Here is a 26,169-nt window from a genome sequence, read left to right as displayed (position 1 = left end):
GAGGCATAGGCTTGCAGTCATTGCCCACGAGTACCCGCCATGACCGCCGAACTGCTGCTCGCCTTCGTTCTCTTCGCCTTCGTCACCTCGATTACCCCCGGGCCGAACAACATGATGTTGCTGGCCTCCGGGGTGAACTTCGGCCTGCGCCGCAGCGTGCCGCACATGCTCGGCATCAGCCTGGGCTTCATGGTCCTGGTGCTGGCGGTCGGCCTGGGCCTGGGCCAGCTGTTCGAGCAGGTGCCGGCGCTGTACGGCATCCTGCGCTATGCCGGTGCGGCCTACCTGCTGTATCTGGCCTGGAAAATCGCCCAGGCCGGCGCGCCGGACAGCGAGGGAGCTCGCAGCGCCAAGCCGTTCAGCTTCCTCCAGGCAGCGGCCTTCCAGTGGGTCAACCCCAAGGCCTGGGTGATGGCCATCGGCGCCATCACCACCTACACCCCGCAGGAGGACTTCCTGGTCAACGTGGTGCTGATCGCCGCCCTGTTCGCCCTGGTCAACTGCCCCAGCGTCGGCCTGTGGACGGTGACCGGTAGCCTGCTGCGCAACTGGCTGAACGACCCGCGCGTGCTCCGCCGCTTCAATATCGGCATGGCCCTGCTGCTGGTCGCCTCGCTCTACCCTATCCTGCTCGACGCCAAGGGAGCCCTGTGATGAGCGAGGCAACCCAGGCGCGCCTGCGCCCCCTGGCCGACAGCTCAACCTCGGCGGTGGTCGCCGGCTTCATCGCCATGCTCACCGGCTACACCAGTTCCCTGGTGCTGATGTTCCAGGCCGGCCAGGCCGCCGGGCTGTCCGACGGGCAGATTTCCTCGTGGATCTGGGCCCTGTCGGTGGGTATGGGCCTGTGCTGCATCGGCCTGTCGCTGCGCTACCGTGCGCCGGTGATGATCGCCTGGTCGACCCCCGGCGCGGCGCTGCTGATCAGCAGCCTGCCGGGAGTAGCCTACGGCGAGGCGATCGGCGCCTATATCCTCGCCTCGGCGCTCATCGTGCTGATTGGCCTGACCGGCAGTTTCGATCGCATCATGCGCCGCATTCCCGCCTCCATCGCCGCCGCCCTGCTGGCCGGAGTGTTGTTCAAGATCGGCCTGGAAATCGGCGGCGCCGCCGAGCAGCAGCCCATCCTGGTAATCGCCATGCTGCTGGCCTACCTGATGGGCAAGCGCCTGCTGCCGCGCTACGCGGTGCTGGCCGCGCTGCTGGTCGGCTGCGCGCTAGCCGGCTGGTCCGGCCTGCTGGATTTTTCCGACTTCGAACTGCAGGTGGCCACGCCCGAATGGACCAGCCCCGCCTTTTCCTGGGAGGCGGCCATCAGCATCGGCATCCCGCTGTTCATCGTCGCCATGGCCTCGCAGAACCTGCCCGGCATGGCCGTGCTGCGGGCCAACGGCTACCACCAGGTGCCGGCCTCCTCGCTGCTGAACGTCACCGGCCTGACCTCGATCCTGCTGGCGCCGTTCGGCTCCCACGGCATCCACCTGGCGGCGCTCAGCGCGGCCATCTGCGCCGGCCCGGAGGCCCACGAGGATCCGGCCAAGCGCTACACCGCGGCGGTCTGGTGCGGGGTGTTCTACGTCATCGCCGGAATCTTCGGCGCCACCCTGGCGGCGCTGTTCAGCGCCCTGCCCAAGGCGCTGATCCTGTCGGTCGCCGCCCTGGCACTGTTCGCCTCGATCATCGGCGGCCTGACCCAGGCCATGAGCGAACCCAAGGAGCGCGAAGCGGCGCTGATCACCTTCCTGGTCACCGCCTCGGGCATGACCCTACTGTCCATCGGCTCGGCCTTCTGGGGCATAGTCGCCGGCCTGCTATGCCTGTTCATCCTCAACTGGCGCAAGGCCTGAGCGACAAAAAAGAAGGCGCCTCCCGGCGCCTTTTTCCTGCGTGTCCGCTCAGGCGGCTTCGGCAGTCAGTTCCCGGCCATGGACCCGGCTGACCCACCAACCGAACAGCGCCGCAGTGAAGAACATGATGATGCTGTAGATCGCCGCCGGCATGGCCATGGTCGAGTTGTTCAGCAGCACCGGGCTCAGGGCCAGGGCGATGGCCAGGGTGCCGTTGTGGATGCCGATCTCCATGCCGATGGCGATGGCCTGGGGCAGGCTCAGCTTGAACAGGCGCGGCACCCAGTAGCCGACCGCCAGGCTAAGCAGGTTGAAGGCCAGCGCCGCACCGCCCACCAGTGGCGCGTAGTCGACGAAGGTCTGCCAGTCCTTGACCAGGGCCAGGAGGATGATCAGCAACAGGAACAGCGCCGAGGCGATCTTCACCGGCTTCTGCATGCGCTCGGCGAAACCGGCGAAGCGGCTGCGCAGCCACATGCCGATGGCCACCGGGCCGAGGACGATGACGAACACCTGCAACACCTTGCCGAACTGCAAGGGAATGGCCTGGTCGGCGGCCATGAAGTGCAGCAGCGCCAGATTGACGATCAGCGGCATGGTCAGGATGGCGATCACCGAGTTGACCGCGGTCAGGGTGATGTTCAGCGCCACATCGCCGTGGGCCAGATGGCTGTAGAGGTTGGCCGTGGTGCCACCGGGCGAGGCGGCCAGCAGCATCAGGCCCACCGCCAGCGCCGGCGCCAGGCCGAAGAGCTTGGTCAGGCCGAAGCACAGCAGCGGCAGCACCAGCAGCTGGCAGCCCAGGCCGATCAGCACCGGCTTGGGAAATTTCACCACCCGGGCGAAATCGGCGACGCTCAGCGACAGGCCCAGGCCGAGCATGATGATGCCCAGGGCAACAGGCAGGAACAGCGTCAATAAGGGGTCTGCAGTCATGGGTACTCTTCCTGGAGTGGAAACTCGATGGGCGATTCTGGCCAGACAGCGCCGTGTTGCGCAGTGACTTTACCGGCCAAAGCAGCGGCCAGCTATCGCAACGAGGGAAAAGGCGCCGGCTCCGGCGCCTTTTAGCGAGCCAGCCAGGCAGGACTCAGATCGCCGTGGCACCACCATCCACCGCCAGCGCCTGGCCGGTGGTGAAGGCCGCATGATCGCTGCACAGGTAGAGCACCGCACAGGCCACCTCCTCGACCCGGCCGATACGCCCGACCGGATGCATGGCGGCGGCGAACTCGCCCTTCTTCGGATCGGCCTCGTAGGCGCGGCGGAACATGTCGGTGTCGATCACCGCCGGACACACCGCGTTGACCCGGATGTTCTTGCGCGCGTACTCGATCGCCGCCGACTTGCTCAGGCCGATCACCGCATGCTTGGACGCCGAGTAGATGCTCATCTTCGGCGCCGCGCCGAGGCCGGCGACCGAGGCGGTGTTGACGATGGCCCCGCCGCCCTGAGCCAGCAGCAGCGGGATCTGGTGTTTCATGCACAGCCACACGCCCTTGACGTTGACCCCCATGATGGCGTCGAACTCGGCTTCGCTGCCATCGGCCAGCTTGCCCTTCTCGATCTCGATGCCGGCGTTGTTGAAGGCGTAGTCCAGGCGCCCGTAGGTCTCCAGGGTGAAGGCCATCAGCGCCTGCACCTCGGCGTCGCGGGTCACGTCGCAGCGGCTGAAGCTGGCGTCGCCGCCGGACGCGCGGATCAGCTCGACGGTGCCCTCGCCGCCCGCCACATCGACGTCGGAAACCACCACCTTGAGGCCCTCGCTGGCGAATGCCAGGGCGGTGGCGCGACCTATGCCGGCGGCGGCGCCGGTGACCAGGGCAACCTGGCCGGAAAAGCTCAAGCTCATCTGTGTGTCCTCACGAGACGGAAAAGTCAGGCTCGAGTCTAGTCAGAGAGACGCACCCGGCGGCAGCACTATCAAGACAGCGGTTGCCGCCCTATCCAGGCGATGGATGCAGACAGCGGCCGCTCAGGCCGACTCCGCCGCGTCCTGCATGAGCGGCCGCCAGCGCCGCAGCAGCAGATACAGGGTAGGAATCACCAGCAGGGTGAAGAAGGTGCCGAGCAGCAGCCCGCCGACTATCACCAGGCCGATCTGCTGGCGGCTCTCGGCGCCGGCGCCGCCGGCCAGGGCCAGGGGCAGCGAGCCGAGGACCATCGCCCCGGTGGTCATCAGGATCGGCCGCAGGCGTTGCTGTGCGGCGTGCAGCACCGCCTCGCGCAGCACCTCGCCGCGGCGCAGCAACTGGTTGGCGAACTCGACGATGAGGATGCCGTGCTTGGTGATCAGGCCGACCAGGGTCACCAGGCCGACCTGGGAGTAGATGTTCAGGGTGCCGCCGAACAGGTACAGGGCCAGCAGGGCGCCGGCCATCGACAGCGGCACGCTGAACAGGATGATCAGCGGGTCGATGAAGCTCTCGAACTGCGCCGCCAGCACCAGGTAGATGAACGCCAGGGCCAGGGCGAAGATCAACCCGATGCCGGCGCTGGCCTCCTTGAATTCGCGCGAGGTGCCGGCGTAGTCGAACAGGGTGCCGTCCGGGAACAGCTCGCGGGCCTCGCCCTCCAGGTGTTCGAGGGCCTCGCCGAGGGTATTCCCGGCACCGACGTTGGCGCTCAGGGTCGCCGCGCGCAGCTGGTTGAAGTGGTTGAGTTCGCGCGGCGCCACGCTCTCGCGCACCTCGATCAGGTTGGACAGCTGCACCATGCCGCCGTCGCGCCCACGCACGTAGACGCGGTCGAGGTCGGCGGGATTGCTGCGGTCGACATCGGCCAGTTGCACCAGCACCTCGTACTGCTCGCCGAGGCGCTTGAAGCGGGTCACCTGGCGGCTGCCGAACAGGCTCTCCAGGCTGCGGCCGATGGTCGCCACATCGCTGCCCACCGCCACCGCCTGCTCGCGGTTGACCGACACCTTGAGCTGCGGCGTGTTGAGCTTGAGGTCGCTATCCAGGCTCTCCAGCCCCGGGTAGTCGCGCAGCCGCTCCAGCAGCGCCTCGACGTAGCCCTCCAGCTCGGCGAACTCCAGGGACGAGCGGATCACCAGATTGACCGGCTGGCTGCGCACGCTCTGCCCCAGCGGCGGACGATTGACCGGAAAGGCGCGGATGCCGGGAATCTCCTGCAGCCTGGGCAGCAACTCCTGGCGAATGGCGAACTGGCTGCGCTGGCGCTGGTCCCAGTCCTCCAGTTTCATGAAGGAGATGCCCTGGGTCACGGTGGGAAAGCCGGTGATCACCACGTAGCGATTGGTCTCGGCGATGCCGTCGTACACCGCCTCGATCTGCCGCGCATAGCGGCTGGTGTAGTCGATGGTGGCGCCTTCCGGGGCGCTGAATACCCCGATGATGGTGCCGGTGTCCTCGGTCGGCGCCAGCTCCGACCTGAGCCCGGCGAACAGCCAGAAACAGGTCAGCAGCACCGCCGCGAGCAGCGCCAGGACCAGCCACCAGCGCTCCAGCGCGTGCGCCAGCAGGCGCTGGTAACCCAGGCTCAGCCCATGCAGCCCGTCCTCGATCAGGTTGTAGGCACGGTTATGCCGTGCGTTCGGCCGATGCGGCGGCAGCAGGCGCGCGCACATCATCGGCGACAGGCTGAGGGCGACGAAGCCGGAGACGATCACCGCGCCGGCCAGGGTCCAGGCGAACTCGGTGAACAGCTTGCCGGTGGTGCCGGGCATGAAGCCGATCGGCGCATAGACCGCGGCCAGGGTCAGGGTCATGGCGATGACCGCGAAGGCGATCTCGCGGCTGCCCTTGAAGGCTGCCTGCAGCGGCGACAGCCCTCGTTCCAGGTGGCGATGGATGTTCTCCAGCATGACGATGGCGTCGTCCACCACCAGGCCGATGGCCAGGACCATGGCCAACAGGGTCAAGGTGTTGATGGAAAAGCCCATCAGCGCCATCAGGGCGAAGGCGCCGATCAGCGACACCGGGATGGTCACCAGCGGGATCAGGGTGGCGCGCAGCGAGCGGAGGAACAGGAAGATGATCAGGATGACCAGCGCCACCGCTTCCCAGATGGTGGTGTAGACGTTGTCGATCGACTCGCGGATGAACAGCGAGCTGTCGTGGGCCACCGCCATCTGCATGCCCTCGGGCAGCAGCGCGCGCACGTCCGCCAGCGCCGCCTGGACCCCGTCGGAGATGTCCAGCGGATTGGCCGTGGCCTGCTTGACCATGCCGATCACCACCGCCGGCTGGCCGTTGAAGCGCACCACGCTGCGGGTACTGGCCGGACCGATCTCGGCGCGACCGACGTCGGCCAGGCGCAGCAGGTAGCCGCGCGAATCGTCGAGGATCAGCTGCTCGAACGCCTCGGCGCTGCGCAGGTCGGTCTCCGACAGCAGGTTGAACTCGCGCTGGCGCGACTCGATGCGCCCGGCGGGAATCTCCACGTTCTGCCGGCGCAGGGCATCCTCCACGTCCTGCACCGTCAGGCCATGGGCGGCCAGGCGCTCCGGGTCCAGCCAGATGCGCATGGCCGGGCTGCGTGCGCCGCGGATCTGCACCTCGGAGACCCCGGGAATGACCTGCAGGCGATCCTTGACCAGGCGTTCGAGCAGGTCGGTGATGGCCATCGGCGAATGGCGCTCGCTGTAGAAGGCCAGGAACATCACCGGCTGCGCATCGGCCTCGACCTTCTGCACCACCGGTTCGTCGATCTCGTCCGGCAGCAGCCCGCGCACCCGGCCGAGGCGGTCGCGCACGTCATTGGCCGCCACGTCGGCGTCGCTACCGAGGCGGAACCGCGCGGTGATCTGGGTGTTTTCCGTGCGGCTGACCGAGCTGACGAAGTCCAGCCCCTCGATGCCCGACAGCACATCCTCGATCGGCTGCGCCACCTGGGACTCCATGATCTGCGGGCTGGCCCCCGGATAGCCGACGCTGACGGTGACGATCGGCACGTCGATGTTCGGGTACTCGCGCACCGTCAGGCGCTGATAGCCCATCAGCCCGAGCAGCACCAGCACCAGGGACAGCACGCAGGCCAGCACCGGACGGCGGATGCACAGCTCCGGGAGGCTCACGCGCCCTCCCCGGCGACGCGGGTGCGCACCGCCATGCCCGGCCTGACCTTGTGCCAGCCGGCGCTGATCAGGGTTTCATCGCCATTCAGCCCCTCGCGCACCTCGACGCGCCCGCCCAGGCGCCGCCCGAGCCTGATTTCGCGCTGCTCGACCTTGCCGTCCACCACCAGGTTGACCAGCAGCCGCTCGCCCAGGGGCATCACCGCCTCCTCCGGAATCACCAGGGCCTGCGGGCGTTCGGCGAGGATCACCGTGACCCGCACGAACTGCCCGGGCTTGAGGCGCAGCCCGGGGTTGCTCAGGCGCGCGCGGATCGCCTGGCTGCGCCCGGCCTCGTCCAGCTGCGGATTGATGGCGCTGATCGTGCCGTGGAACAGCTCGTCGGCGAAGGCATCGAGGCGGATCTCCACCGCCTGGCCGGGATGGATCTTGCCGACCGCCTTCTGCGGCACGCGAAAATCCAGTTTGAGCGGGTCGAGCACCTCCAGGTTGACGATGTCCTGGCCGGCTTCGAGGTAGTCACCGGGGCTGACCTGGCGCAGGCCGAGAACGCCATCGTAGGGCGCGCGAAGCCGGGTCTTGTGCAGGCGCGCCTGGGCCAGGGCCAGGCCGGCCCGCGCCGCCTGCTGGCGTGCCTGCGCCTCGTCGCGGGCCTGGGCATTGCTGGCACCGCGCTGGAACAGCTGCTGGAGGCGCCGAAAGCTCTTCTCCGCCAGGTCCAGATTGGCCCGGGCCAGGGCCAGTTCGGCGCGGGCGATGGCATCGTCCAGGCTGACCAGCAGGTCGCCGGCCGCCACCGCCTGGCCCTCGGCAAAATGCAGGCGGGCCAGACGCCCTTCGATCTCCGGGCGGATCATCACCGACTCGTCGGAGCGCAGGCTGCCGAAGGTGACCAGTTCGTCGCGCACCAGGGTGCGCTCGGGGCGCACCACCTCGACCAGGGGGCCCTGGCCTTCGTCGGCCTGACTGAACGCGCCGACCAGCGACAGGGCGATGGCAACGGCGTAGCGACGCACATGGGCTGGCATGGCGGCCCCCTGACTCCTGAAGAGCTAAGTCTAGCCGCCCGCCTGGCGCGCCAGCGTTACGCCGCGCCGAGGTGAATCTAGCGCCTACTGACGCATGCCGCGACCGCCAACCAGCAGACGGATGCACACCGTATAGAGCACCACCGTGGCCAGCAGCATGAAGCCGATGGCCACGCCGATGCCGATGTCCGAGACACCGAGAATGCCGTAGCGGAAGGCGTTGACCATGTGCAGGATCGGGTTGGCCAGCGACACCGTCTGCCAGAACGGCGGCAACAGGGCGATCGAGTAGAACACCCCGCCCAGGTAGGTCAGCGGCGTCAGCACGAAGGTCGGGATGATCGAGATGTCGTCGAAGCTGCGGGCGAACACGGCGTTGACGAAGCCGCCCATGGAAAAGATGGTCGCGGTCATCAGCACCACCAGCACCGTCAGCCCCAGGTGATGCACCGAAAGCTTGGTGAAGAACAGCGACAGCAGGGTGACGATCAGGCCGACCAGCAGGCCGCGCAGCACGCCGCCGACCACGAAGCCGATGAGGATGATGTGCGGCGACACCGGCGACACCAGCAATTCCTCGATGTTGCGCTGGAACTTGCTGCCGAAGAAGCTCGACACCACGTTGCCGTAGGAGTTGGTGATCACCGACATCATGATCAGCCCCGGCACGATGTACTCCATGTAGCTGAAGCCGCCCATGTCGCCGATCTGCCGGCCGATCAGGTTACCGAAGATGACGAAGTACAGGACCATGGTGATCGCCGGCGGCAGCAGGGTCTGCGGCCAGATGCGGGTGAAGCGGCGGATCTCGCGGTAGACGATGGTGCGCAGGGCCACCAGGTTGGCGGCCAGCTCGCTGTTGAGGTAAGCGGTGTTCATAGCGCCGGCTCCTTGGCCAGGTTCTTCTCCACCAGGGAGACGAACAGCTCCTCCAGGCGATTGGTCTTGTTGCGCAGGCTGAGCACCTCGATACGCTGCTGGGCCAGCTGGCGGAACAGCTCGGTTACCCCCTGACTCTTGTCCACCTGCACCTCCAGGGTGTGATGGTCGACCAGCTGCGCCGGATAGCCCACCAGCTGCGGCGGCACCAGCTGGGACTCCTTGAGGTCGAGCAGGAAGGTCTCCACGTGCAGCTTCTTCAGCAGGTCCTTCATGCTGGTGTTCTCGACGATGCGGCCGTGATCGATGATGCCGATGTTGCGGCACAGCTGCTCGGCCTCCTCCAGGTAGTGGGTGGTGAGGATGATGGTGATGCCCTGGCGGTTGAGTTCGGTGAGGAAGTTCCACATCGAACGGCGCAACTCGATGTCCACCCCGGCGGTCGGCTCGTCGAGGATCAGCAGGCGCGGCTGATGGACCAGGGCGCGGGCGATCATCAGGCGGCGCTTCATGCCGCCGGACAGCTCGCGCGAGGCGACGTTGCGCTTGTCCCACAGGCCCAGCTGCTTGAGGTACTGCTCGGCGCGTTCCTTGGCGATCTTCGCCGGGATGCCGTAGTAGCCCGCCTGGGTGACGACGATGTCGAAGACCTTCTCGAACTGGTTGAAGTTGAACTCCTGGGGCACCACGCCGAGGCAGCGCTTGAGCGCCGCCGGCTGCTGGTCCAGGTCATGGCCGAACACGTTCACCGTACCGCCGCTCTTGTTGACCAGGGTCGAGAGGATGCCAATGGTGGTGGACTTGCCGGCGCCATTGGGGCCGAGCAAGGCGAAGAAGTCGCCTTCGGCCACATCCAGGTCGATGCCATGCAGGGCCTGGAAGCCATTGCCGTAGGTCTTGGTCAGCTGCCGGATGGACAGAGCAGTAGTCATGAGGGGCACGCACACAATGAAGAGGATTGCTTAGATAGGGGTTAACGCGGGCATTTGCAACCACCCGGCCGAGGTTGCCCAGGCCATCGCGGCACCGAAAAGGTCGATCGAGCGCCCACACGCAGGCGATGAACTGCACGGGCTCGACTACGAACCAGGGTCCGCGCAAGCCGCGAGCCCTGCACCCTACCACCCTGAAATCAATAAGAAAGACACGATTTCTGATGTTAGCTATCAATCCGCTTTATGGATTGCCCGCCTCCGGGCGAACTCGTGGCCGCGCTGCCGGTCTCTCATCGATGATAGCCAGTGCGCGGCTGGCGCCAGGCCTGTGACTCCCTCGAGCGCGCCAGCCCAGTCACCGCCCGCGCCGATGCCGGCTAAGCTCACCCTATCAATCCCGCCCCCTGGTCATGGAGGATTCTGCATGCTCGTCGTCTGGTTGCTCGTACTGGTGTTCGGCGTGGCCTATCTGGCCCACCGCCGCACCGCGCCTCTCCCCGCGCTGGCCATTGCGGCCGGCTACCTGCTCGCCATGGGCGCCTTCAGCCGCACGCCAGGCTGGCTGCTGGCGCTGTTCTGGCTGCTGTGGCTGGCCATCCTGCTGCCGCTGCTGTTCGCGGAGCAACGCCGCCAGTGGCTCAGCGCGCCGCTGTTCGCCTGGTTCCAGCGGGTATTGCCGCCCATGTCGGACACCGAGCGCGAGGCCATCGAGGCCGGCAGCGTCTGGTGGGACGGCGAGCTGTTCAGCGGCCGCCCGGACTGGAACAAGCTGCTCGACTACCCCAAGGCCAGGCTCAGCGAGGAAGAGCAGGCCTTCCTCGACGGCCCCACCGAGGAGCTGTGCGCCATGGTCAGCGACTGGGAGATCGGCCAGCAGATGGACCTGCCGCCCAAGGCCTGGGAGCACATCAAACAGCACGGATTCTTCGCCCTGATCATTCCCAAGGAGTATGGCGGCAAGGGTTTCTCCGCCTATGCCCACTCCCAGGTGGCGATGAAGCTGGCGACCCGCAGCGGCGACCTAGCCTCCACGGTCATGGTGCCCAACTCCCTCGGCCCGGCCGAACTGCTGTTGCACTACGGCACCGACGAACAGCGCCAGCACTACCTGCCGCGCCTGGCCCGCGGCGAGGACATTCCCTGCTTCGCCCTCACCGGCCCCCTGGCCGGCTCCGACGCCGGCGCCATGCCGGACAGCGGCATCGTCTGCAAGGGTCAGTGGAACGGCGAGGAGGTGCTCGGCCTGCGCCTGACCTGGGAGAAGCGCTATATCACCCTGGGGCCGGTGGCCACCCTGCTCGGCCTGGCTTTCAAGGCCTATGACCCCGACCACCTGCTCGGCGAGGAGGAGGACCTGGGCATCAGCCTGGCCCTGGTGCCCACCGACACCCCCGGGGTGGAGATCGGCCGCCGCCACCTGCCCCTCGGCGCCGCCTTCATGAACGGCCCGAACTCCGGCAAGGACGTGTTCATCCCGCTGGATTACCTGATCGGCGGCCAGGAAATGCTCGGCAAGGGCTGGATGATGCTGATGAACTGCCTGTCGGTGGGCCGCTCCATTTCCCTGCCAGCGGTCGGTACCGGCGCGGCCAAGTTCACCAGCCTCACCAGCGGCCAGTACAGCCAGCTGCGCGAGCAGTTCGGCGTGCCCCTGGCCGCATTCGAGGGCATCGAGGAGGTCCTGGCGCGCATCGCCGGCAACGCCTGGCTGATGGACAGCGCCCGCATTCTCACCGCCAACGCGGTGGACCTGGGCGAGAAGCCCTCGGTGCTCTCGGCGGTGCTCAAGTACCACCTGACCGAGCGCGGCCGCGAGTGCATCCGCCACGCCATGGACGTCCACGGCGGCAAGGGCATCATCATGGGGCCGAACAACTACCTGGCGCGCTCCTGGCAAGGCGCGCCGATCTTCATCACCGTGGAAGGCGCCAACATCCTCTCGCGCAACCTGATGATCTTCGGCCAGGGGGCGATCCGCTGCCATCCTTACGTGCTCAAGGAAATGGCCCTGGCCACCCGCGAAGACAGCGAGGAGGCGCTCGAGGAGTTCGATGGGTTGCTGCTGCAGCACATCGGCTTCGCCGTCAGCAATGCCGCCAGCAGCCTGCTGCTGAGCCTGAGCCTAGGCCTGTTCGGCCAGGTGCCCGGCGACAGCCTCAGCCAGCCGTACTTCCGCGCTTTGAACCGCCTGGCCGCCGCCTTCGCCCTGCTCGCCGACCTGAGCATGATGCTGCTGGGCGGCGAATTGAAACGCCGCGAGCGCCTCTCGGCGCGCCTGGGCGATGTGCTCAGCTACCTCTACCTGGCCTCGGCGGCGCTCAAGCGCTACCACGACCTGGGCTGCCCGGAACACTCGCGCGCCCTGCTGAGCTGGGCCCAGGAGGAATGCCTGGCACAGGCAGAGCAGGCGCTGGAGGAGCTGCTTGGCAACTTCCCCAATCGCCTGCTCGGCTATGCCCTGCGCGCCCTGGTGCTGCCCTTCGGTCGCCGCCACAAGGGACCGAGCGACGAGCTGGATGCGCAGGTGGCGGCAATCATCGGTCGCAACAGCGGTGATGCGGCCCTGGAGGAGCTGCTCGAAGGCTGCTACCGGCCGCGGGGCGAGAAGGACCCGGTGGCCGCCCTGCAACACGCCATGGACCTGCGCGACAGCACTCGAGCGGCCCAGGAAAAACTGGACCGGGCGCTCAAGTCCGGACAGCTGCGCGAGGCCCCCGGACAGAACCTGTTCGATGCGGCGCGCAGTGCCGACCTGCTGAGCGACGAGGAGGCGCGGCAACTGGAACAGGCGCAAGCCGCGCGGCGGGCGGTGATCGATGTCGACGACTTCGCCGCGGACGAACTGAAGCTCAGCCGCGGCAAGGTGCGCTGACGGGACAGCGGGCGCCGGGAGCTCTATACTCCCGCGCCCGTTTCACTGATAGGACCCACCTGATGGCCAGCGCCTACCTCGATCACCATCTCGCCCTGCTCGCACACCTGCGCGGCATCCTGGTCGCCCTGGGCGAGGCCGAGCAGATTCTCGACGACAGCCATGCACTGTTCCTCGAACGCTTCGATGAACTGCTCAGGGAACTGCCGCAAGACCCGGAAGCCAGCCTCTACCTCGGCCAGGACCTGATCAGTCAGATCTTCCACCGCTACCCGCAGATCGCCCACCTGGTGCCGCGCGACCTGCTGTGGTTCTTCGGCGGCGACTGCCTGCACTTCATGCCGGACGAGGAGATCGAACTGTTTCAGCGCCTCGACGAGCGCCGCTTCGAAGCCGAGCAGAACGACGAACCCTTCGACTGGAACCAGGAAAAGCAGCTACTGGCCCTGCCGCCGCAGAGCAGCAAGCACTGAGCGCGAGTCACCCAAGGGACGCCAGAAACGAAAAAAGCCCGCTCGGCATCACCGGCGGGCTTTTTCATGAGCGCCAGCACGGCGCAAACGAAAACGCCGCTCGATGAGCGGCGTTTTCGTGTATTTGGAGCGGGAAACGAGACTCGAACTCGCGACCCCGACCTTGGCAAGGTCGTGCTCTACCAACTGAGCTATTCCCGCATTTGCTACAACAAATTGGCGTCCCCTAGGGGACTCGAACCCCTGTTACCGCCGTGAAAGGGCGGTGTCCTAGGCCACTAGACGAAGGGGACCTGGAACTCTACCTGTCGCGGCGTTGCCAGTCGCCCGACCCGAACAGCGCCCTACGAGCGATATTCGTTGAAATTTGGAGCGGGAAACGAGACTCGAACTCGCGACCCCGACCTTGGCAAGGTCGTGCTCTACCAACTGAGCTATTCCCGCATTACTGCAACGCACTTCCACTGGGAAAGTGGCGTCCCCTAGGGGACTCGAACCCCTGTTACCGCCGTGAAAGGGCGGTGTCCTAGGCCACTAGACGAAGGGGACCCAGACCGGAACCTACAACAGACTTTCCGGCTTCCTGGCCCTGCCTATCGGCATTGCCCTGGAAGTGGCGCGCATTCTAGGGAGCCTTTCGGGGATCGTCAACCACTCTGTAATTTTTTTTTAAAATCAACGACTTCAGTCCAGAAGCTGATGAACGTCTATGAGCTTGACGGCCAAGGCACTACACTCGGGCGAATTTCAGGCCGCCGAGAGATAGAAACTATGTCCCCCCTGGTGATTACCTTGCTGATTGTCGGCGGCATCTTCATTTTGATCGCCATTGCCTACATCAATCACATGGTCGAGCAGAGCAAGCTCAAGAAGGCGCGCCTCAAGGCCGACCTCAATGACCGCTTGCGGCGCTGCGCCGACCTGTCGGAATCCATGCCGGGGCAGTTGATGACCCCCAACTGAAGCTGCTGCTCAGCCGCCTGCAGTTGCATTTCAGCGAGCACCTGCTGGCACTGGACAAGAGCGCCGCCAGCAGGACCCGTGTCGACGAACTGCGCCAGCTGGTCGCCCTGGGCGAGTCGATCACGGTGCGCAACCCACCGCAGCCGGTGCTCAACGAGGCCAAGGCCAAGGAAGTCCGCTTTCAGCTGGAAAACCTGCATGGGCAAATCACCCGCTGCGCCAAGGAAGGTGTTCTCAATAGCAACGAAGGCAAGCACTGGTTGAACGAAGTCCGCCACATGCTCGCCCAGCTGCATATCGAATTCTTCAACAATCTGGGCCAGCAGGCCCTGCAGCAGAACCATCCCGGTCAGGCACGCCTGGCCTTCGAGCGCGGCGTGCAGTATCTGCGCAAACAAACGGACCCCGGCCGCTACCAGGCCCAGCTGAAGCAGCTGGAAAACCAGCTCGCCCGCGCCAATGCCATGGTGCTGGAAACCGTCAAGCCGGCCAGCGATGAAACCAGCGAGCTGACCCAGGGCCTCGAGGAGCTGGACGATGACTGGAAGAAGAAGAACATCTACGACTAAGCAGTCGCCACGCCTTCCCTCCCCCACCCGATAGGCACAACCGATGAGCCTGACTGTCTATGGCGCGCCACTCTCGCCATTCGTACGCAAAGTCCGCCTGTATCTGCTGGAAAGCGGCCTGGACTATCAACTGGAGATCGTCCTGCCTTTCGGCCAGCCGGCCTGGTACTACGACCTCAATCCGCTGGGCCGCATTCCCGCGCTCAAGGACGGCGACTTCAGCCTCGCCGACTCCGGCGTCATCTGCCACTACCTGAGCGACAAGTACCCCGAAGGCGCCGAATTGACCGGCACGGGTGCCGAGCAGCGGGCGCGGGTGAGCTGGCTGGAGAAATACGCCGACTATGAGCTGGCGCCCCTGTGCACCTTCGCCGTGTTCCGCAACCGAGCACTCAAGCCGAGCATGGGCCAGCCATGCGATGAGGCTGCCGTGCGGGCCGCGCTGGAGGAGAAACTGCCGCCGCATTTCGACTACCTGGAAAAGCGCCTGGAGGGTGCCGACTACCTGGTCGGCGAGCGCCTGACCCTGGCCGACCTGGCGGTCTGCAGCCAGCTGATCAACATGGAACATGGCGGCGAGCAGCTCGATGAACGGCGCTGGCCCAACCTGGCCGCGCACTACGCGCGAATCAAGGCGCGCCCCTCGGTGCAATCGATTCTCCCCGGCGAGCAGAAAATGCTCGCCAAGATGAGCGCCAGGGCCTGAGTCGGCGCGCCCCCGCCCCGTCCGCCAGTGCGGGCTGGCCGGGGGTGCGGATTCAGCAGTCGCTGAGGCGGAGGAACACCTCGGCCAGGCGCTCGATACCAGCCTGGTCCTGCGCACTGAAACGCGCCAGAACGGGGCTGTCCAGGTCCAGCACGCCGATCAGTCGCCCCTCCTTCACCAGCGGCACCACCAGCTCGCTGCTGGACGCACTGTCACAGGCGATGTGTCCGGCGAAGGCATGCACGTCCTCGACCCGCTGCGTCTGCCGACTGGCCGCCGCCACGCCGCACACGCCGCGACCGAAGGGGATCCGCACACAGGCCACCTTGCCCTGGAACGGCCCCAGCACCAGCTCCTCGCCACGGGCCAGGTAGAAACCGGCCCAGTTGAGGTCGGCCAGTTCCTGAAACAGGAAGGCGGAGAATTGCGCGGCATTGGCGATGAAGTCGCGTTCATCGGCCAGCAGCGCTTCCAGCTGCGCCTGCAGCAGCGAATAACCTTCGAGTCCAGCGCCGCTCGCTTGCAGATCGGTCATGCCTGCGCCTCCAACAACTTGAGTCCTACCCAGTGCCGGGCGAACTGGTAGGCGCAGCGGCCGTTGCGGTTACCACGCCCCAGCGCCCAGCGGATCGCCGCCTTTTCCAGGTCCTCGCTCCACTGCCAGGCCAACCCGACCGCCGCGGCCTGGACCTCGATCCAGTGCCGCACCACCGCGAGAAAGTGCTCCTGGGTGAAAGGGTAGAAGGACAGCCACAGGCCGAAGCGGTCGGACAGGGCGATCTTGTCCTCCACCGCCTCGCTGGGATGCAGCTCGCCGTCGACCATCTGCGAGGCCTGATTGTCACTGTGCTTCTCCGGCAGCAGGTGGCGACGATTGGAGGTGGCGTACAGCAGCACGTTCTCCGGCGCGCGCTCCAACGAGCCATCCAGCACGCTCTTCAGCACCCGGTAGTCACCCTCACCCGCCTCGAAGGACAGGTCGTCGCAGAACAGCACGAAACGCTGGGGCAGGTTGGCCAGTTGCTCGACCAACCGCGGCAGGTCCGCCAGGTGATCGCGTTCGATCTCGATCAGTCGCAGACCACCCGCGGCATGCTCGGCCAACAGCGCCCGCACCAGGGAGGACTTGCCGGTGCCGCGGGCACCCCAGAGCAATGCATGGTTGGCCGGCAGCCCCTGGACGAACTGGCGGGTATTGCGCGCCAACTGCTCGCGCTGGGCATCCACGCCGATCAGGTCGCCCAGATCGAGATCGAGGCTGATTTGCAGCGGCTGCAGGTAGCCACCGCGCCCCTCGCGATGCCAGCGGGCAGCCAGGCTCTGCTGCCAGTCGATGGCCGCCCGCTGGGCCGGCAGATAGGGCTCGAGACGGGCGAGCACGGCCTCGGCCCGCTGCAGAAAGCTGTTCAACCGGGAATCCACGGCGCACTCCTTGATAGGTAAATCCTGCCAACTCCCTCTGCCGACTCAGGAAGCAGATGGGCTATGCTTGGCTGGCGAATGGATACGAGACTGCCGGCCCCCATGGACATACCGCTCACCCAACGCCTGTCGTTCAAACAGGCCGGCCTGACCGTGTTGGTGGCGTTCATCCTGGGCACCGTCCTCAGCGTCGTTCAGGTGGGCGTCGATTATGCCAGCGAAGACGCCTCCATCAATCGCGAGATTCGCGCGCTCATGGAGATCAGCCACAATCCGGCGGCGCGCATCGCCTACAACATCGACGCCGAACTGGCCCAGGAACTGGTGTTCGGTCTGCTGCGCTCGCCGGCGGTGATCAGTGCGCAGATCATCGACAACAGCAGCCTGGTCCTCGCCAGTGTCAGCCGCCCCGCCAGCAAGAGCGGCTACCGGGTATTCAGCGACTTCCTGTTCGGCGCCCGACGCCACTTCGAGACCCCCCTGTTCGTCAGCCATGCCCCGGGCGAAGCCCTCGGCGTGCTGCGCCTGGAAGTCGACACCTACGCCTTCGGCAATCACTTTCTGCGGCGCGCCGTGCTCACCCTGCTGACCGGCTTCGCCCGCAGCCTACTGCTCGCCCTGATACTCCTGGTGCTGTTCTACTTCACCCTGACCAAGCCGCTGGTGGAGACCATCCACGCCCTCAGCGAGCGCGACCCGGGCACCCCGAACCGCAAGAAACTGCCCTGCCCGCCCGGCCATGAACGCGACGAGATCGGCACCCTGATCAAGGTCACCAACCAGCAGTTTTCCAGCATCGCCTCGGAGATCGAGCAGCGCCGTGAAGCCGAGGATCGCCTGACCCAGTACCTGGGCGAACTGGAGAACATCGTTTCGGCGCGCACCGCCGAGCTGAAGGCGGCCAACGCCCGACTGCTGCAGTCCAACCAGGAGCTGGAGCAGGCGCGGCATAGCGCGCTGGAAATGGCCCAGGCGCGCTCGACGTTTCTGGCCAACATGAGCCACGAGATTCGCACCCCGCTGAACGGCCTGCTGGGCATGCTCGGCCTCTCCCTCGACGGCCCGCTGAGCCAGGAGCAGCGCCAGCAACTGTCGATTGCCCACGACTCCGGCAAGGTGCTGGTCGAGTTGCTCAACGACATCCTCGACCTGTCGAAGTTCGAGGCCGGCCAGCTGGAGCTGGAGTTCATCCCCTTCGACCTGGGAGGCCTGGTGGAGAATACCGTCAGCCTGCTCTCGCAGAATGCGCTGCCGAACGTCGAGCTGACCTGCCTGATCGACCCGCGGCTGCCCGCCCAGGTGCTGGGCGATCCAACCCGCGTGCGCCAGATCGTTAGCAACCTGCTGTCCAACGCCCTCAAGTTCACCCGCTCGGGCCGCGTCGATGTGCGCGTCGAGGGCAACCTGGACGGCGTCCGGATCAGTGTCCGCGATACCGGCATCGGCATCTCCGAAGAAGCCCAGGCACGCATCTTCCAGCCGTTCGCCCAGGCCGGCGCGGGGATTACCCGCCAGTTCGGCGGCACTGGCCTCGGCCTGGCGCTGGCCCGCCACCTGTGCGAAGCCATGCACGGCCATCTCAAGCTGGAGTCCAGCGAGGGTAACGGCAGTCGCTTCTGCGCCAGCCTGCCACTGCCGTGCCACGCCCCCGCCGCGACCATGCCGAGCCTGAGCGGACAGGTGGTAGCCCTGTGTGCGGCCGACTCCGGCCTGAACGAGCAGCTCGCCATGCTCCTGCCCAGCTGGGGGCTGGACTACCAATGCCTGGAGAGCAATGCCAGTCCGGCTGCACGCTCCGCCGACCTGCTGATCAGCGACCGCCTGGAGTGCCTGTCCGACCTGCGCCCGACATGTACCGCGCCGCTGCTGCTGGTCAGGGCCTATGGCAGCTTCCTCGCCGACGCCCAAGCCAAGGCCCTGGCGCCCATCGAGCAGATCGCTCGTCCCTTGTCGCGCCATGCCCTGCTCCAGGCCATCAGCCGCGGCCTCGATCAGGCACCGCAAGAGGCGCCGACAGCCTCGGCGCCCACACCCGAAATAGAGCGCCAGGCGCGGGTCCTGCTGGTCGAGGACAACCCGGTCAACCAGCTGGTGGCCAAAGGCATGCTGATCAAGCTCGGCTGCGAGGTGCTGCTGGCCAATCATGGCGCCGAGGCGCTGCAACAGCTGCAACAGCTGCAACAGCTGCAACAGCATGCCGTCGACCTGGTGCTGATGGACTGCAACATGCCGGTGATGGATGGCTACGAGGCCAGTCGCCGGATCCGCCAGGACGAGGCCACCCAGTCGCTGCCGATCATCGCCCTGACCGCCAACGCCCTGCCCGACGAACGCGAACGCTGCCAAGCGGCCGGCATGAATGACTACCTGGCCAAGCCGTTCCGCCGTGATGAACTGGCCGCCCTGCTCGACCAGTGGCTGGCGGTCAGCGCTGCGGGCTGACCCGCTCGAGCAACTGTCCCACCCGCTCACGCAGATCGGCCAGCGCATCGAGGTCCATCCCCCGCTCGCAGAGCAGCCGCTGCTTGAGTGACAGCGCCTGCTCGCGCAGGGCGTTGCCGGCGTCGGTCAGCGCCAGGTGCACCTCGCGCTCGTCTGTGGGCGAGCGCCGACGCACCAGCAGCTCTAGCTGCTCCAGGCGCTTGAGCAGGGGCGTCAGGGTTCCGGAGTCGAGCAGCAGGCGCTCGCCCAGCGCCTTGACGGTGGGTTGTGCCGGCGGACTGGCCTGCCACTCCCACAGCACCAGCATCGCCAGGTACTGCGGGTAGGTCAGGTGCAGCTGCTCGAGCATCGGCCGATAGGCGCGAATCACCGCCCGGGACGCCGCGTACAGCTTGAAGCACAGCTGGTTGTCCAGCTGCAGCGGGTCGTCGGGCGCCATTGCCCCTGGCCTCATTTGAGCAGCGCTTCGATCTCGGCGCTCAGGTCTTCCGGCTTGGTGGCGGGCGAGAAACGCTTGACCAGTTGGCCGTCGCCGCTGAGCAGGAACTTGGTGAAGTTCCACTTGATGCCCTGACTGCCGAGCAGGCCCGGGGCGCGCTTCTTCAACTGCACATACAGCGGGTGGGCGCCGGCGCCGTTGACCTCGACCTTCTTGAACAGCGGGAAACTCACGCCGAAGTTCAGCTCGCAGAATTCGGAAATCGCCCCCTCGTTACCCGGTTCCTGCTTGCCGAACTGGTTGCAGGGAAAACCCAGCACCACCAGCCCCTTGTCCTTGTACTGCTGCCACAGGCTCTCCAGCCCCTTGTACTGCGGGGTGAAGCCACACTTGCTGGCGGTGTTGACCACCAGTACGGCCTTGCCACCGAAGTCGGCGAGGGTCTTCTGCTCACCCTTGATGGTGGTGCAGGGGATGTCGAATAGCTCATTGCTCATGTTGGCGGTCCTTGGCTTGGATGGAATGACCCATGAATAGCAAGCAATTAAATTGCACACAATCTAAATGAGCAAAAATAAGCGCCGCTGATACCCGATCACAGCCGCGACGGCGGCTTGCGCCGTCGCATGAGCAACACCGCCCCCCCTATTCGCGCGGCACCAGTTTGAGCGACACCGAATTAATGCAGTAACGCAACCCGGTCGGCTTGGGGCCATCGGGGAATACATGACCGAGGTGGGCGTCGCACTTCGAGCATTTGACCTCGATGCGGTGCATGCCATGGCTGAAGTCATCCCGGCTGGCGATCGCCTCCTGGCTCACCGGCTGGAAGTAGCTTGGCCAGCCGCTGCCGGAGTCGTACTTGGCATCGGAGTCGAACAGCGCCGTGCCGCAGCAGGCGCAGTGATAGGTGCCGGGGGTCTTGCTGTCATGGTACTGACCGGTAAAAGCGCGCTCGGTGCCTCCCAAGCGGCAGACATGGTATTGCTCCTCCGACAGCTCTTCGCGCCAGGCTTCCAGGGGTTTTTCGAGCTTGTCCACGGCAGGTCTCCTCAACTTGCAAAAAGCCCGACCAATCACTTTGCCAAGATCGGGCCGCCACGTATGATTCGACCCCAGTCTGTCACCCGCGTTACAAGCTGCCAAGGCTCGCCCGTTCGAGTCTGTTACGGCGTTTTTGCGCGGCGTTCCTTCTATTCGGGATCATCCACATGCAGGTCAGCAAATCGAACAAGCTCGCCAACGTCTGCTACGACATCCGCGGGCCGGTGCTCAAGCACGCCAAACGCCTGGAAGAGGAAGGCCACCGCATCCTCAAGCTGAACATCGGCAACCCGGCACCGTTCGGTTTCGAAGCCCCCGAGGAAATCCTCCAGGACGTTATCCGCAACCTGCCGACAGCCCAGGGCTACAGCGACTCCAAGGGCCTGTTCAGTGCGCGCAAGGCGGTGATGCAGTACTACCAGCAGAAGCAGGTGGAAGGCGTCGGCATCGAAGACATCTACCTGGGTAACGGAGTCTCCGAGCTCATCGTCATGGCCATGCAGGCGCTGCTCAACAATGGCGACGAGGTGCTGATTCCGGCCCCGGACTACCCGCTGTGGACCGCCGCGGTGGCGCTGTCCGGCGGCAAGCCGGTGCACTACCTGTGCGATGAGCAGGCCGGCTGGTTCCCCGACGTGGCCGACATGCGCGCCAAGATCACCCCGAACACCAAGGCCCTGGTGCTGATCAACCCGAACAACCCCACCGGCGCGGTGTACTCCAAGGAAGTACTGGAAGACATCGTCGAGCTGGCGCGCCAGCACAACCTGGTGCTGTTCTCCGACGAGATCTACGACAAGATCCTCTACGACGAAGCCCAGCACATCTCCACCGCCTCCCTGGCACCGGACGTGCTGTGCCTGACCTTCAATGGCCTGTCGAAGTCCTACCGGGTCGCCGGTTTCCGCTCCGGCTGGGTGGCGATCTCCGGCCCCAAGCACCGCGCCCAGAGCTATATCGAGGGCCTGGATATCCTCGCCAACATGCGCCTGTGCGCCAACGTGCCGAGCCAGCACGCGATCCAGACGGCCCTCGGCGGCTACCAGAGCATCAACGACCTGGTCCTGCCCAATGGCCGCCTGCTGGAGCAGCGCAACCGTACCTGGGAGCTGCTCAACGACATTCCCGGGGTCAGCTGCGTCAAGCCCATGGGCGCGCTGTACGCCTTCCCGAAGATCGACCCCAAGGTCTGTCCGATCCACAACGACGAGAAGTTCGTCCTCGACCTGCTGCTGTCCGAGAAACTGCTGATCGTCCAGGGCACGGCCTTCAATTGGCCCTGGCCGGATCACTTCCGCGTGGTCACCTTACCCAGGGTGGACGACCTGGAGCAGGCGATCGGGCGCATCGGCGCCTTCCTCAAGAACTACCGCCAGTAACCGCCCATGCCGGCCGCCACGCGCCGGCGCGAACGCCAGACGAAATCCTATGGACCTGCAGATAGACGACTTCTACAAGGACGCCGCCAGCGGCCTGCTGATGCTCTACCAGGTGTTCCCGCGCAAGATGGCGCTGTACGTTGAAGACCTGATCGGCCGCGAGGAACCGGACGAGTTCGGCCTGCCGAGCAAACGCCACCAGAGCTGCCTGAGCGCCCTGCTGTGGCTGGCCGAGGAGGGCTACCTGCGCTTCGACTCGACCATCGCCTACGACGCCCTGGATCAGGCGGTACTCAGCGAAAAGGGCTTTCTGCGCCTGAGCCGTGGCGTACCCCATGCCCTGCCTGAAGGCGAGGCCCTGCCGCCGAGCGTGCGCCGGGTGCAGGGCAGCCTGGCGCACCAGTTGCGCGAGGCGCTGGCGCAGCGGCATGGCGAACGAATCGCCCGACTGACCCGGCTGGTCTTCGCCGGCGCTCTGGGCGGAGCAAAGGACACAGTTTGAAATAGTCCCTCGGTTGAATAGCCGGGGGGCGCGCCCTTATATAGCCGGCAGAACCGGACCGTCTTTTCTCCCAAGGAGTAGTTTCACACCATGATGCGCATCTTGCTGTTTTTGGCCACCAACCTGGCGGTCCTGATCATCGCCAGCATCACTCTCAAGCTGTTGGGGGTTGATCGCTTCACCGGCCAGAACTATGGCAGCCTGCTGGTTTTCTGCGCGGTCTTCGGCTTCGCCGGCTCACTGATTTCGCTGTTCATCTCCAAGTGGATGGCGAAGATGAGCACCGGCACCGAGATCATCAGCCAACCGCGCACCCGCCACGAGCAGTGGCTGCTGCAGACGGTCGAGGAACTGTCCCGCGAAGCCGGCATCAAGATGCCCGAGGTGGGCATCTTCCCGGCCTACGAATCCAACGCCTTCGCCACCGGCTGGAACAAGAACGACGCCCTGGTGGCGGTCAGCCAGGGCCTGCTGGAGCGCTTCTCCCCCGATGAGGTGCGCGCCGTGCTGGCCCACGAGATCGGCCACGTGGCCAACGGCGACATGGTCACCCTGGCGCTGATCCAGGGCGTGGTGAACACCTTCGTGATGTTCTTCGCGCGCATCTTCGGCAACTTCGTCGACAAGGCGATCCTGAAGAATGAAGACGGCCACGGCATCGGCTACTTCGTCGCGACCATCTTCGCCGAACTGGTACTGGGCATCCTGGCCAGCATCATCGTCATGTGGTTCTCGCGCAAGCGCGAGTTCAAGGCCGACGAAGCCGGCGCCCGCCTGGCCGGCACCGGTGCGATGATCGCCGCCCTGCAGCGCCTGCGCGCCGAACAGGGCGTGCCGGTGCACATGCCCGACAGCCTGACCGCCTTCGGCATCAACGGCGGCCTGAAGAACGGCCTGGCCGGCCTGCTGATGAGCCACCCGCCGCTGGAAGACCGCATCGAAGCCCTGCGCCAGCGCGGCTAAGCGACCGGCAGTGAAAAAAGGGCGGCCCGCGGGCCGCCCTTCTCGTTCAGCGCCGCACCAGGCGATAGACCCGCTCATCCAGGCCCTGCAGGCCACGTTCGCGGAACCTGCGGTTCTCATCCAGCACGTCGCACTCCTCGAGCAGCTGCAGCTGCCAGCCCCCGGCCAGCAGCCGGCGCACCTCGGCATCGGCCACGGCGAAGGGCGGCCCATCCATCTGCGCCTGCGCATAGTCCAGGGTGACCAGCAGGCCGCTGCTCCCCGGCGCCAGGATTGCACCCAGGTGCGCGACATAGCGGACGCGCATCTCTGCCGGCAAGGCGATCAGCGCGGCGCGATCATAGAGCGCCGTGCAGCCGAGCAGATGCTCGGCCTGCAGAGCAAAGAAGTCGCCACACCACAGCTCGATGGCACCGGCGCGGTAGACCTCGAAATCCCCCTGCTGACTGACCTGCGGCTGCAGCCGCTGCTCCGCGAAGAAGTCCTCGACCGCACGCTGTGCCAGCTCCACGCCCAACACCCGATAGCCCTGCTCGGCTAACCAGAGCAGGTCCAGGCTCTTGCCGCAGAGCGGCACCAGCACCCGTGTCGCGCTCGGCAGCGCCAACTTGGACCAGTGCCGCTGCAGATAGGGATTGACCCGATCCTGATGAAAGCCGATCTGCCCTGTCGCCCAACGCGCCTGCCAGAACTCCCGATCCATCAACCCTCCAGTCAATTCGATGAAATAGCTCAGTAATTTATACTGGAACTCGATATATCATGCCGCGAAGATGGCCCCATCCTAATGCAGGAGCCCTGCCCCATGCTGCCTTCGCTGTTTATCTCCCACGGCTCACCCATGCTCGCCCTCGACCCCGGCGCCAGCGGTCCGGCCCTGTCTCGCCTGGCTGCCGAGCTGCCGAGGCCGCGCGCCATCCTGGTGGTCTCGGCACACTGGGAGAGCCATGAGCTACGCGTGACCGCCGCCACACGGCCGCAGACCTGGCACGACTTCCGCGGCTTTCCCGCCCCGCTCTACGCACTGCAGTATCCCGCTCCCGGCGAACCGCAGCTGGCCGGCGAGATCGTTGATCGCCTGAACGAGGCCGGCCTGGCGGCCCGTCTCGACGCCGAGCGACCGCTCGATCACGGCGCCTGGGTGCCGCTGTCGCTGATGTACCCGCAGGCCGATATTCCGGTGCTGCAACTGTCGCTGCCCAGCCAACAAGGTCCTGCCCTGCAGAGCAAGGTCGGCCGCGCCCTGGGCGCCTTGCGCGAACGAGGGGTGTTGCTGATCGGCTCGGGCAGCATCACCCACAACCTGGGCGAACTGGACTGGCACGCCGGCCCGGAGGTCATCGAACCCTGGGCCCAGGCGTTCCGCGACTGGATAGTGGAGAAGCTGGCCAGCGACGACGACGCGGCGCTGCACGACTACCGGCGATTGGCGCCGCAAGCCGTGCGCAATCACCCGACCGACGAACACCTGCTGCCGCTGTTCTTCGCCCACGGCGCCGGCGGCGCCTTTCGCGTCGAACACAGCGGCTTCACCCACGGCGCGCTGGGCATGGACATCTACAGCTTCGCCTGAGCCAGCGAACCACAGGCATAAAAAAGGCTATGTCCCAAAGGTGTGTTGCAAGAACTAACCTGAATGGTAGGCATCCGCTCAGAAGGGGTCTGCCGATCATGGATACGCAAGCCTTTCACCACTGGCTGGCTCAATTGAGCCAGCTCAGTACCCAGCAGAAATCCACGCTTCATCAAGCCCTGCAGCACCCACCCGCAGCAGCGGTGGTTGATTGCTTGCCGGCATTACAGAACTGTCCGAATTGTCAGGCCAGTGCTAAGCAACTTGCGCCCTGGGGCTGGTCGCGCGGCCTGCGCCGCTATCGCTGCCGTAGCTGTCACCGGACGGGTACCGCGCTTTCGGCAACCGGCCTTGCTCACCTGCACTATCCCGAGCGCTGGAAAGACTATTCCCAGGTACTGATTAATGGGCTTAGCGTGCGCAAGGCAGCCAAGGCGTGCGGTATCAGCAAGAACACCGCGTTCCTCTGGAGGCACCGCTTCCTGGCGGCTGCGGCTCGGCATCACGCCACCCATGAGACCGGTATTGTCGAAGTGGATGAGACGTTCTTTCTGGAGTCATTCAAAGGTCAGCGACGCTTACCGAGGCCGCCGCGCAAACGAGGTGGGGTCAGCGTGACCCGGGGCACGGGTAAAGACCAAATCCCGGTGATGGTGGTACGCGACCGGGAGGGCCATACCGCCGACTTCAAGCTGGCCAAGCTCGATGCCGCTCATGTGCGTGAGGCGTTGATGCCGCTGATCGACCAGGAGTCCGTGCTCTGCACTGATGGGGCGGCGGTCTATGCCAGTTTTGCCCGGACCCAGGGCATTACCCATCACGTCGTGCATGCCCGCCCCGGTGAGCGCGTACGCCAGGGTGCCTTCCATATCCAGAACGTCAACGCATACCACAGTCGATTGAAGAACTGGATGGCCCGCTTTCATGGCGTGGCCACCCGCTACCTCCCGAATTACCTGGGCTGGCGCCGCATGCTGGAGCGCTATCAGCAGAGTATTCGGCCGGATCACTGCATCCAGGAAGCGGTAGGACGAACCATGCAACAAGCTATTGGGACATAGCCATAAAAAAGCCCCGCATTGCGGGGCTTCTTCA

Annotated in this window: 23 protein-coding genes, 4 tRNA genes and 1 pseudogene; 12 read left to right on the top strand and 16 right to left on the bottom strand. The window is 65.8% G+C overall.

What is annotated here, in order from left to right; genetic code table 11:
• Positions 1-39 precede the first annotated feature (39 nt).
• Positions 40-654 carry a LysE family translocator gene (locus LPB260_RS28410; protein ID WP_208709431.1) on the top strand — a complete coding sequence of 205 codons (615 nt, stop codon included), beginning with the start codon at positions 40-42 and terminating at the stop codon, positions 652-654.
• Complete coding sequence (locus LPB260_RS28405; RefSeq protein ID WP_208709428.1) at positions 654-1,847, top strand: benzoate/H(+) symporter BenE family transporter; 1,194 nt, start codon at positions 654-656, stop codon at positions 1,845-1,847. Before LPB260_RS28410 ends, LPB260_RS28405 begins: the two co-directional genes overlap by 1 nt.
• 48 nt (positions 1,848-1,895) lie before the next feature.
• Here the strand turns inward: LPB260_RS28405 and LPB260_RS28400 are convergent, their stop codons facing one another.
• The 6 genes from LPB260_RS28400 to LPB260_RS28375 all read right to left on the bottom strand — a co-directional run bounded on the left by LPB260_RS28400 (position 1,896) and on the right by LPB260_RS28375 (position 9,724).
• Complete coding sequence (locus tag LPB260_RS28400; RefSeq protein ID WP_208709426.1) at positions 1,896-2,783, bottom strand: bile acid:sodium symporter family protein; 888 nt, start codon at positions 2,781-2,783, stop codon at positions 1,896-1,898.
• 154 nt (positions 2,784-2,937) lie between these two features.
• Positions 2,938-3,699 (bottom strand): SDR family oxidoreductase, encoded by a 762-nt coding sequence (locus LPB260_RS28395; RefSeq protein WP_208709424.1) that lies wholly within the window; start codon positions 3,697-3,699, stop codon positions 2,938-2,940.
• Positions 3,700-3,822: 123 nt separating this feature from the next.
• Entirely contained in the window at positions 3,823-6,885 is a 3,063-nt protein-coding gene (locus LPB260_RS28390) for an efflux RND transporter permease subunit (protein ID WP_208709422.1), read from the bottom strand.
• A complete protein-coding gene (locus LPB260_RS28385) occupies positions 6,882-7,913 on the bottom strand; it encodes an efflux RND transporter periplasmic adaptor subunit (RefSeq protein ID WP_208709420.1) in 1,032 nt (343 codons plus the stop codon). The genes LPB260_RS28390 and LPB260_RS28385 overlap by 4 nt, the downstream gene beginning before the upstream one ends.
• An 84-nt stretch (positions 7,914-7,997) precedes the next feature.
• Entirely contained in the window at positions 7,998-8,792 is a 795-nt protein-coding gene (locus LPB260_RS28380; protein ID WP_208709418.1) for an ABC transporter permease, read from the bottom strand.
• Positions 8,789-9,724: an ABC transporter ATP-binding protein gene (locus LPB260_RS28375; RefSeq protein ID WP_208709416.1), complete on the bottom strand. Its 936-nt coding sequence runs from the start codon at positions 9,722-9,724 to the stop codon at positions 8,789-8,791. Before LPB260_RS28375 ends, LPB260_RS28380 begins: the two co-directional genes overlap by 4 nt.
• A 427-nt stretch (positions 9,725-10,151) precedes the next feature.
• On the opposite strand from LPB260_RS28375, the gene LPB260_RS28370 reads away from it, so the two are divergent.
• A complete protein-coding gene (locus LPB260_RS28370) occupies positions 10,152-12,599 on the top strand; it encodes an acyl-CoA dehydrogenase (protein WP_208709414.1) in 2,448 nt (815 codons plus the stop codon).
• Between the two features lie 62 nt (positions 12,600-12,661).
• Complete coding sequence (locus LPB260_RS28365; protein ID WP_208709412.1) at positions 12,662-13,072, top strand: PA2817 family protein; 411 nt, start codon at positions 12,662-12,664, stop codon at positions 13,070-13,072.
• 125 nt (positions 13,073-13,197) lie between these two features.
• Here the strand turns inward: LPB260_RS28365 and LPB260_RS28360 are convergent.
• From LPB260_RS28360 to LPB260_RS28345, 4 genes are all read right to left on the bottom strand, one after another.
• Positions 13,198-13,273, bottom strand: a tRNA-Gly gene (locus LPB260_RS28360).
• A 16-nt stretch (positions 13,274-13,289) separates the two neighbouring features.
• Positions 13,290-13,365 (bottom strand) — tRNA-Glu (locus tag LPB260_RS28355).
• A gap of 75 nt (positions 13,366-13,440) precedes the next feature.
• A tRNA-Gly gene (locus tag LPB260_RS28350) sits at positions 13,441-13,516 on the bottom strand.
• Positions 13,517-13,545: 29 nt separating this feature from the next.
• Positions 13,546-13,621: transfer RNA gene (locus LPB260_RS28345), tRNA-Glu, on the bottom strand.
• A 222-nt stretch (positions 13,622-13,843) separates the two neighbouring features.
• Here LPB260_RS28345 and LPB260_RS28340 point away from each other — a divergent pair.
• Both LPB260_RS28340 and LPB260_RS28335 read left to right on the top strand, forming a co-directional pair.
• Positions 13,844-14,604, top strand: a pseudogene (locus LPB260_RS28340) (hypothetical protein).
• A 43-nt stretch (positions 14,605-14,647) separates the two neighbouring features.
• Positions 14,648-15,310 carry a glutathione S-transferase family protein gene (locus tag LPB260_RS28335; protein ID WP_208709408.1) on the top strand — a complete coding sequence of 221 codons (663 nt, stop codon included), beginning with the start codon at positions 14,648-14,650 and terminating at the stop codon, positions 15,308-15,310.
• Positions 15,311-15,362: 52 nt separating this feature from the next.
• On the opposite strand, the gene LPB260_RS28330 is transcribed toward LPB260_RS28335, so the two are convergent.
• Both LPB260_RS28330 and LPB260_RS28325 read right to left on the bottom strand, forming a co-directional pair.
• Positions 15,363-15,845: a GAF domain-containing protein gene (locus tag LPB260_RS28330; RefSeq protein ID WP_208709406.1), complete on the bottom strand. Its 483-nt coding sequence runs from the start codon at positions 15,843-15,845 to the stop codon at positions 15,363-15,365.
• A complete protein-coding gene (locus LPB260_RS28325; RefSeq protein WP_208709404.1) occupies positions 15,842-16,732 on the bottom strand; it encodes an ATP-binding protein in 891 nt (296 codons plus the stop codon). The genes LPB260_RS28330 and LPB260_RS28325 overlap by 4 nt, the downstream gene beginning before the upstream one ends.
• Before the next feature lie 102 nt (positions 16,733-16,834).
• Here LPB260_RS28325 and LPB260_RS28320 point away from each other — a divergent pair, with 102 nt between their 5' ends.
• Positions 16,835-19,174 (top strand): ATP-binding protein, encoded by a 2,340-nt coding sequence (locus LPB260_RS28320; protein WP_208709403.1) that lies wholly within the window; start codon positions 16,835-16,837, stop codon positions 19,172-19,174.
• Here LPB260_RS28320 and LPB260_RS28315 read toward each other — a convergent pair.
• The 3 genes from LPB260_RS28315 to msrB all read right to left on the bottom strand — a co-directional run bounded on the left by LPB260_RS28315 (position 19,158) and on the right by msrB (position 20,654).
• Entirely contained in the window at positions 19,158-19,613 is a 456-nt protein-coding gene (locus LPB260_RS28315; protein ID WP_256625625.1) for a MarR family winged helix-turn-helix transcriptional regulator, read from the bottom strand. The genes LPB260_RS28320 and LPB260_RS28315 overlap by 17 nt on opposite strands.
• An 11-nt stretch (positions 19,614-19,624) precedes the next feature.
• Positions 19,625-20,110, bottom strand: coding sequence for a glutathione peroxidase (locus LPB260_RS28310; protein WP_208709399.1), 486 nt, complete (start codon positions 20,108-20,110; stop codon positions 19,625-19,627).
• A gap of 148 nt (positions 20,111-20,258) precedes the next feature.
• Entirely contained in the window at positions 20,259-20,654 is a 396-nt protein-coding gene (gene msrB / locus LPB260_RS28305; RefSeq protein WP_208709397.1) for a peptide-methionine (R)-S-oxide reductase MsrB, read from the bottom strand.
• 170 nt (positions 20,655-20,824) lie between these two features.
• Here msrB and LPB260_RS28300 point away from each other — a divergent pair, with 170 nt between their 5' ends.
• From LPB260_RS28300 to htpX, 3 genes are all read left to right on the top strand, one after another.
• Positions 20,825-22,036, top strand: a complete 1,212-nt coding sequence (locus LPB260_RS28300; protein WP_208709395.1) for a pyridoxal phosphate-dependent aminotransferase — start codon at positions 20,825-20,827, stop codon at positions 22,034-22,036.
• 49 nt (positions 22,037-22,085) lie between these two features.
• Positions 22,086-22,538, top strand: coding sequence for a hypothetical protein (locus LPB260_RS28295; protein WP_208709393.1), 453 nt, complete (start codon positions 22,086-22,088; stop codon positions 22,536-22,538).
• A gap of 90 nt (positions 22,539-22,628) precedes the next feature.
• Positions 22,629-23,501, top strand: a complete 873-nt coding sequence (htpX, locus tag LPB260_RS28290; RefSeq protein ID WP_208709391.1) for a protease HtpX — start codon at positions 22,629-22,631, stop codon at positions 23,499-23,501.
• Between the two features lie 46 nt (positions 23,502-23,547).
• Here htpX and LPB260_RS28285 read toward each other — a convergent pair whose 3' ends face one another.
• Positions 23,548-24,204, bottom strand: coding sequence for a thiopurine S-methyltransferase (locus LPB260_RS28285; RefSeq protein WP_208709389.1), 657 nt, complete (start codon positions 24,202-24,204; stop codon positions 23,548-23,550).
• A 102-nt stretch (positions 24,205-24,306) separates the two neighbouring features.
• On the opposite strand from LPB260_RS28285, the gene LPB260_RS28280 reads away from it, so the two are divergent.
• Both LPB260_RS28280 and LPB260_RS28275 read left to right on the top strand, forming a co-directional pair.
• A complete protein-coding gene (locus tag LPB260_RS28280) occupies positions 24,307-25,074 on the top strand; it encodes a class III extradiol ring-cleavage dioxygenase (RefSeq protein ID WP_208709387.1) in 768 nt (255 codons plus the stop codon).
• A 98-nt stretch (positions 25,075-25,172) separates the two neighbouring features.
• Positions 25,173-26,135, top strand: coding sequence for an IS1595 family transposase (locus LPB260_RS28275; protein WP_208709386.1), 963 nt, complete (start codon positions 25,173-25,175; stop codon positions 26,133-26,135).
• The last annotated feature ends 34 nt before the right edge of the window (positions 26,136-26,169 follow it).

It is taken from the genome of Pseudomonas sp. LPB0260, from assembly GCF_013388395.1.
The sequence above is the reverse complement of the archived record's forward strand: the minus strand, read 5'-3'. Positions and strand labels throughout refer to the sequence as shown.

Coding starts and splice junctions, on each gene's coding strand:
- LPB260_RS28410 (WP_208709431.1), top strand. CDS start 40: ATGACCGCCGAACTGCTGCTCGCCTTCGTTCTCTTCGCCTTCGTCACC.
- LPB260_RS28405 (WP_208709428.1), top strand. CDS start 654: ATGAGCGAGGCAACCCAGGCGCGCCTGCGCCCCCTGGCCGACAGCTCA.
- LPB260_RS28400 (WP_208709426.1), bottom strand. CDS start 2,783: ATGACTGCAGACCCCTTATTGACGCTGTTCCTGCCTGTTGCCCTGGGC.
- LPB260_RS28395 (WP_208709424.1), bottom strand. CDS start 3,699: ATGAGCTTGAGCTTTTCCGGCCAGGTTGCCCTGGTCACCGGCGCCGCC.
- LPB260_RS28385 (WP_208709420.1), bottom strand. CDS start 7,913: ATGCCAGCCCATGTGCGTCGCTACGCCGTTGCCATCGCCCTGTCGCTG.
- LPB260_RS28380 (WP_208709418.1), bottom strand. CDS start 8,792: ATGAACACCGCTTACCTCAACAGCGAGCTGGCCGCCAACCTGGTGGCC.
- LPB260_RS28375 (WP_208709416.1), bottom strand. CDS start 9,724: ATGACTACTGCTCTGTCCATCCGGCAGCTGACCAAGACCTACGGCAAT.
- LPB260_RS28370 (WP_208709414.1), top strand. CDS start 10,152: ATGCTCGTCGTCTGGTTGCTCGTACTGGTGTTCGGCGTGGCCTATCTG.
- LPB260_RS28365 (WP_208709412.1), top strand. CDS start 12,662: ATGGCCAGCGCCTACCTCGATCACCATCTCGCCCTGCTCGCACACCTG.
- LPB260_RS28335 (WP_208709408.1), top strand. CDS start 14,648: ATGAGCCTGACTGTCTATGGCGCGCCACTCTCGCCATTCGTACGCAAA.
- LPB260_RS28330 (WP_208709406.1), bottom strand. CDS start 15,845: ATGACCGATCTGCAAGCGAGCGGCGCTGGACTCGAAGGTTATTCGCTG.
- LPB260_RS28320 (WP_208709403.1), top strand. CDS start 16,835: ATGGACATACCGCTCACCCAACGCCTGTCGTTCAAACAGGCCGGCCTG.
- LPB260_RS28315 (WP_256625625.1), bottom strand. CDS start 19,613: ATGGCGCCCGACGACCCGCTGCAGCTGGACAACCAGCTGTGCTTCAAG.
- LPB260_RS28310 (WP_208709399.1), bottom strand. CDS start 20,110: ATGAGCAATGAGCTATTCGACATCCCCTGCACCACCATCAAGGGTGAG.
- LPB260_RS28300 (WP_208709395.1), top strand. CDS start 20,825: ATGCAGGTCAGCAAATCGAACAAGCTCGCCAACGTCTGCTACGACATC.
- LPB260_RS28295 (WP_208709393.1), top strand. CDS start 22,086: ATGGACCTGCAGATAGACGACTTCTACAAGGACGCCGCCAGCGGCCTG.
- htpX (WP_208709391.1), top strand. CDS start 22,629: ATGATGCGCATCTTGCTGTTTTTGGCCACCAACCTGGCGGTCCTGATC.
- LPB260_RS28285 (WP_208709389.1), bottom strand. CDS start 24,204: ATGGATCGGGAGTTCTGGCAGGCGCGTTGGGCGACAGGGCAGATCGGC.
- LPB260_RS28280 (WP_208709387.1), top strand. CDS start 24,307: ATGCTGCCTTCGCTGTTTATCTCCCACGGCTCACCCATGCTCGCCCTC.
- LPB260_RS28275 (WP_208709386.1), top strand. CDS start 25,173: ATGGATACGCAAGCCTTTCACCACTGGCTGGCTCAATTGAGCCAGCTC.